Origin of the sequence: Actinophytocola sp., assembly GCF_036002505.1 — a bacterium.
Taxonomy (GTDB): domain Bacteria; phylum Actinomycetota; class Actinomycetes; order Mycobacteriales; family Pseudonocardiaceae; genus DASYTH01.
This window is the reverse complement of sequence record NZ_DASYTH010000361.1, coordinates 1-4,307: the sequence shown is the minus strand read 5'-3', so window position 1 is coordinate 4,307 and position 4,307 is coordinate 1. Positions and strand designations below refer to the sequence as shown.

At 67.6% G+C, this 4,307-nt stretch carries 4 protein-coding genes; 1 reads left to right on the top strand and 3 read right to left on the bottom strand.

Going from position 1 to position 4,307, the window contains the following annotated elements; genetic code table 11:
• A partial coding sequence (locus VGR06_RS31250; RefSeq protein WP_327562762.1) for a DUF1684 domain-containing protein occupies positions 1 to 205 on the top strand: 205 nt, incomplete at its 5' end.
• Between the two features lie 259 nt (positions 206 to 464).
• On the opposite strand, the gene VGR06_RS31245 is transcribed toward VGR06_RS31250, so the two are convergent.
• The 3 genes from VGR06_RS31245 to VGR06_RS31235 form a co-directional block, all read right to left on the bottom strand.
• The gene (locus tag VGR06_RS31245; RefSeq protein WP_327562761.1) at positions 465 to 2,369 is read right to left on the bottom strand and encodes a glycoside hydrolase family 30 beta sandwich domain-containing protein; all 1,905 of its coding nucleotides are present in this window, start codon (positions 2,367 to 2,369) and stop codon (positions 465 to 467) included.
• A gap of 314 nt (positions 2,370 to 2,683) precedes the next feature.
• Positions 2,684 to 3,484 carry an SDR family NAD(P)-dependent oxidoreductase gene (locus tag VGR06_RS31240; RefSeq protein WP_327562760.1) on the bottom strand — a complete coding sequence of 267 codons (801 nt, stop codon included), beginning with the start codon at positions 3,482 to 3,484 and terminating at the stop codon, positions 2,684 to 2,686.
• Positions 3,485 to 3,521: 37 nt separating this feature from the next.
• A partial coding sequence (locus VGR06_RS31235; protein WP_327562759.1) for an MFS transporter occupies positions 3,522 to 4,307 on the bottom strand: 786 nt, incomplete at its 5' end.

Genomic DNA, 4,307 nt, shown 5'->3' with positions numbered 1-4,307 from the left:
CACTTACGGAGGCGGCCGCTATCTGCTGGACACGGTCAAGGGCGCGGACCTCGGCGGCGACGTCCGCGATGGCTGGCTCGTCGTCGACCTGAACTTCGCCTACAACCCGTCGTGCGCCTACAGCCCGTCGTGGACCTGCCCGCTAGCGCCCGCCGGCAACACGGTGGCCGTACCGTTGCCGGTCGGCGAGCTCACGCACCGGTAGCCCGCCCGAGGGGGCCCCCTCGGGCGGTCTCTGAACCGGCCGACGCCGCCCATGCCGAGGGTGGGCGACTATCGCCAGCAGAGGCGCTGCGGGTCGCCCAGTTGGACGAGCCCGACAGCCGCCAGCCAGCTCGCCAGTAAAGGCGCCTCCCTCCTCTGCAGGAGGGCAACCTCGTCCCGGACTTCGACCGCGGCTGCGCAGAACGGGGATGGGTTGCGCCGCGTCCGCGGCGGCGCGGGCCCTTACCTCCGGAGCTCACTCAGCGATATACCCTGACCTCGGCAACCGCCCAGGGCCGGGTGTCGTCTCGGGTGAGGGTGCATCGGACGAAGCGGATCGGGTTGTGGGGCGTCCGCATCGCAGTGAGCTGGCCGGTGCCGTGGGCAGTGCGTACGGTCGTCCAATGTTCGCCGTCGGAACTGACCTCGAGCCGGTACTCTGCGGGCGCGTTCGGCGAAGCTTCCCCTGTTGACTCAAAGCCGTACGTCGCCGGTCCAGCGTCGAGCACAACCTGCCGGATCCGGCTGGGCGAGCCGAGATCGACCTGCAGCCGGTCCCCAGCCTGCTGAGGTCGGCCCGTGCTCCATGCGGTAGCGCCGTCGTCGTCAGCGGCGACGGCCGCGTCGCCGGTGCTGCCGGCGACCGACGTCGTGATCGGGTCAACCAGGGTCAACCCGTTGTCGAAGGCCTTCGAGGCGGGCCAGGTGAAAGTGGCCAGCGCACCGCCGGGCAGCGTGTAGTCGAAGGAATGATCGCCGACGGCGATTGCGAACGAGCGCGGGTTGTCGTGCTCGTTGTGGACGACGACCGCGGTGGAGCCATCCGGGTTTACAAACGCCGCATCCATGACCATGCCGTTCCAGCCGGTCGTACCAAACGACGAGCTGGCCACCCGCCACGCGCCCGGCTGCACGAAGCGGGAGAGGTGACCGATCGTGTAGTACTCAGCGTTCCTGGTCACCGTGCCGTTGTCATGAACGGTCACCACACCCGTGCAGGTGTCGCAGCCACCGTTGTGCGGTCCGCCGTCCGGTCGTAGTGCCAGGTTCCACGTCACCATCGACTTCGCCCAGTTGCGGGTGACACCCAGGGTGAGGTTACGGGTATGCCACTTCAGGGTGTCACTGAAGAACTGCGCGGGCGGATCGTTCGGGCCGTGGGAGCCCGAGCACTCGGTGAACCAGATGTCCTTGTCCGGGTACGCCCGGTGCAGCTGGGTCATCCGAGTCTGGTCGCCCGAGTAGCAGTGGTACGCCGTTCCGGCGAGCCAGGCTGCCGCCGAGGAGTCCAGGAGCATCGACGGGTACTCCGTCTCCGGGTCCTCACCCGGCGGCGTGGAGGCGATGTCGTTCGGATGCTCGGACCAGTTGTGGTCGTAGCCGAAGATCTTCGTGTCCAGGCCGGCGGTCGCGAGCGCTGGGCCAAGCCGATCAATCACCCGCACCGCTTGTGCAACCGGCAGGTCCGTGCCGGGGTAGCCACTCGGGTTTCGGTTCTGCGGCTCGTTCTGGATGGTCAGGCCATAGATCGGCACGCCCTCCGCCTTGTAGGCCTGCACGAACTTCACCAGGTAGTTCGCGTACGCCGTGTAGATCCTGTCGTCGCCGATCAACCGGCCGCCGACCAGCGAGCCTGTGGTCTTCATCCACGCCGGCGGGCTCCAGGGTGTGGCGATCACCTTGAGGTCCGGGTTGAGCGCCAGCGCCTGGCGGAGCAACGGCAGGATCTGCTGCTTATCGTGGTCGATCGAGAAGTGCTCGAGCGCATAGTCGGTCTGTCCGGCCGGCATGTCGTCGTAGGTGTAGTGCGGACCGTCGACGAAATCCGACGCACCGATCGGCTGGCGCAGGAACGAAATTCGGTTGTCGACGAAGAGGTCGTGCATGGTCGCGTCGCGCGTCGATTGATCAAGCGAGTACAGCACCGATGCAGACGAGTCGGTGATGGAGGCACCGAACCCGTCCATCTGCTGGTAGCGCAGGCTTGGGTCCACGGTGATCGTCAGCTTCGACGACCCGCCGCGGTGGAAGGCGACCGTGCCTGAATCGTCCATCCGGTGGGCGCCGTCGGGCGTGCTCACCCACACGTGCGCGGTGGGCATCGAGACCTGCGTCGCGGCGCGGGCCTCCGCATGGTCGAGCCAGGCAGGCGTGCCGAGCGTCACGAGGGTCAACAGGCCAACCGCAAGCGGCGGTAGGCGGTGTACCGGAGCCATTGCGACCTCCAGTTTGCCTGTCGGGATGATCCGCGAGGCGAGGGACTCGGGCGTCCTGTGCTCAGTTACCCCGTTGCCGTCGCTGGAACCCTGGTGTACATGGGGGCTGGAGGAGGGAGCGCCGCGTCGACTCCGATAGCCGACTCCCGACATGATCGGCGTTCTACCTGCTGAACGGCCTACCAGCCGGTTACGCACCCCGCACCCACGGTTTCACTGTCCTGCGCAATGCGCGGTTCACCCAACCGTGTTAGCACCATGAGTTAGTCGATGATGCTGCCGGCACTGAGGTTGACCACGGTTGCGGTCATGGCACCGGCCCGGTCGGAGGCGATGAATGCGGCGGTGTCGGCGACTTCGGCGAGGGTAGGGAGCCGCTTGAGCAGTGTGCTCTGCTCGAGTCTTGCCTGGAACTCGGCGGGGGTAACGCCGGCGGCCGGGCCCGCCGTGGCATTGTTCGCGTGGATGAGCGGGGTCTCAGGGATTGCGTGCGAACGCAGGCAGACCACTCGGATACCGGCTGGTCCCACCTCCAGGGCCAGGGAACGTGAGAACGCCTCGACCGCGGCCCAGGCCGGTGCCGCCCCGCCGATCCGGTTAGCCGGCATCCGGCCGGGGACGGCTGTCAGTGTCACGATCACACCTGAGCCCTGGCCGCTCATGTGCCGGGCCGCGGCGGTCGCCGTGATGAAGTTGGAGCTGGTGTAGAAGGTGATGGGGCGGGCGAAGTCGTCGACCGCGAGATCTGTCAGAGCTATGCGATCGGGCGCGGGGCCTGGGCCGATGGCGTTGAACGAAATGTCAACACCTCCCGCTTTCGCGACCACGGTCTTGAGGTGCTCCTCCACGGCGTTCTCGTCAAGGGCGTCAACTTGCGCGGTCTCAGCGACGCCGCCGGTAGCAGCTATTTTCTTGGCGACGGCATCCACCTTCGCCACATTGCGTCCCGTCAGGAAAAGCCTTGCCCCTTCGTGTGCGAAGGCCCGCGCGACGGCGCCACCAATCGCGCCCCCGGCTGCATAGATCACAGCGGTTTTGTTTTCGAGCAGCATTTCGTCCTCCATGAGCTTGTTTATCGTTGCCGGCAGTTCAGGGCTCTCCTCAGTCGGCGGCGCCGGTCGCCGGGACCGGCTCCGGTAGCTGGTGCGCTGCTTTGCGCGGCCGGCCGGGGAGCAGGAGCGCCAGCGCCAGCCCGAGCCCGGCCAGAGCGACGCAGGCCAGGAAGGCGGACTGGAAGCCCTCGGTCAGCACCACGAGCGGGTTCGCACCCTCGTTCGCCGCCAGGTAGTCCTCAGAGCGGGAGACGGCGACGGTCGTGACGATCGCGACGCCGAGCGCGGCGCCGATCTGCAGGGCGGTGTTGCTGAGCCCTGAGGCGAGCCCTGATTCGTGCTCACCAATGCCCGCGAGCGCCGCGACGGTGGCGCTGACGAAGGCCATGCCGATCCCGAGGCCGGTGACAAGCAGCGGCAGGAAGATGTCACCGACGTAGCTGCCGCCGACCGAGACTTGCGTCAGCAGCAGGGAACCGCCGCCGATCAGCGTCATCCCAGCGGCCGCGACCGGACGGAAGCCGGCCCGGAGCACGATCGCTTGGCCGACGATCGACCCGCAGGCCGCCATGACCGCCAGGACGGCGGTGCCAAGCCCAAACTCGAGGGCCGAGTAGCCGAGCACCTGTTGGGCGTAGAGGGTGAGGATGAGCGGCAGGCCAAACGCAACGGTGCCGAAGGTGAGCATGACCAGGTTGGCCCCGACGAGCGTTCGCGAGCGGAGGATGCCCAGAGGTACGAGCGGCGCGCGGTGGCGCGACTCGATCAGAACGAATGCGGCGAGGAACGCGGCCGAGCCGGCGACGAGGAGGATCGTCTGGGCATCTCCCCAACC

Excerpts from the sequence above, each read along its gene's own strand:
- VGR06_RS31240 (WP_327562760.1), bottom strand. The coding sequence starts at position 3,484 with ATGGAGGACGAAATGCTGCTCGAAAACAAAACCGCTGTGATCTATGCA.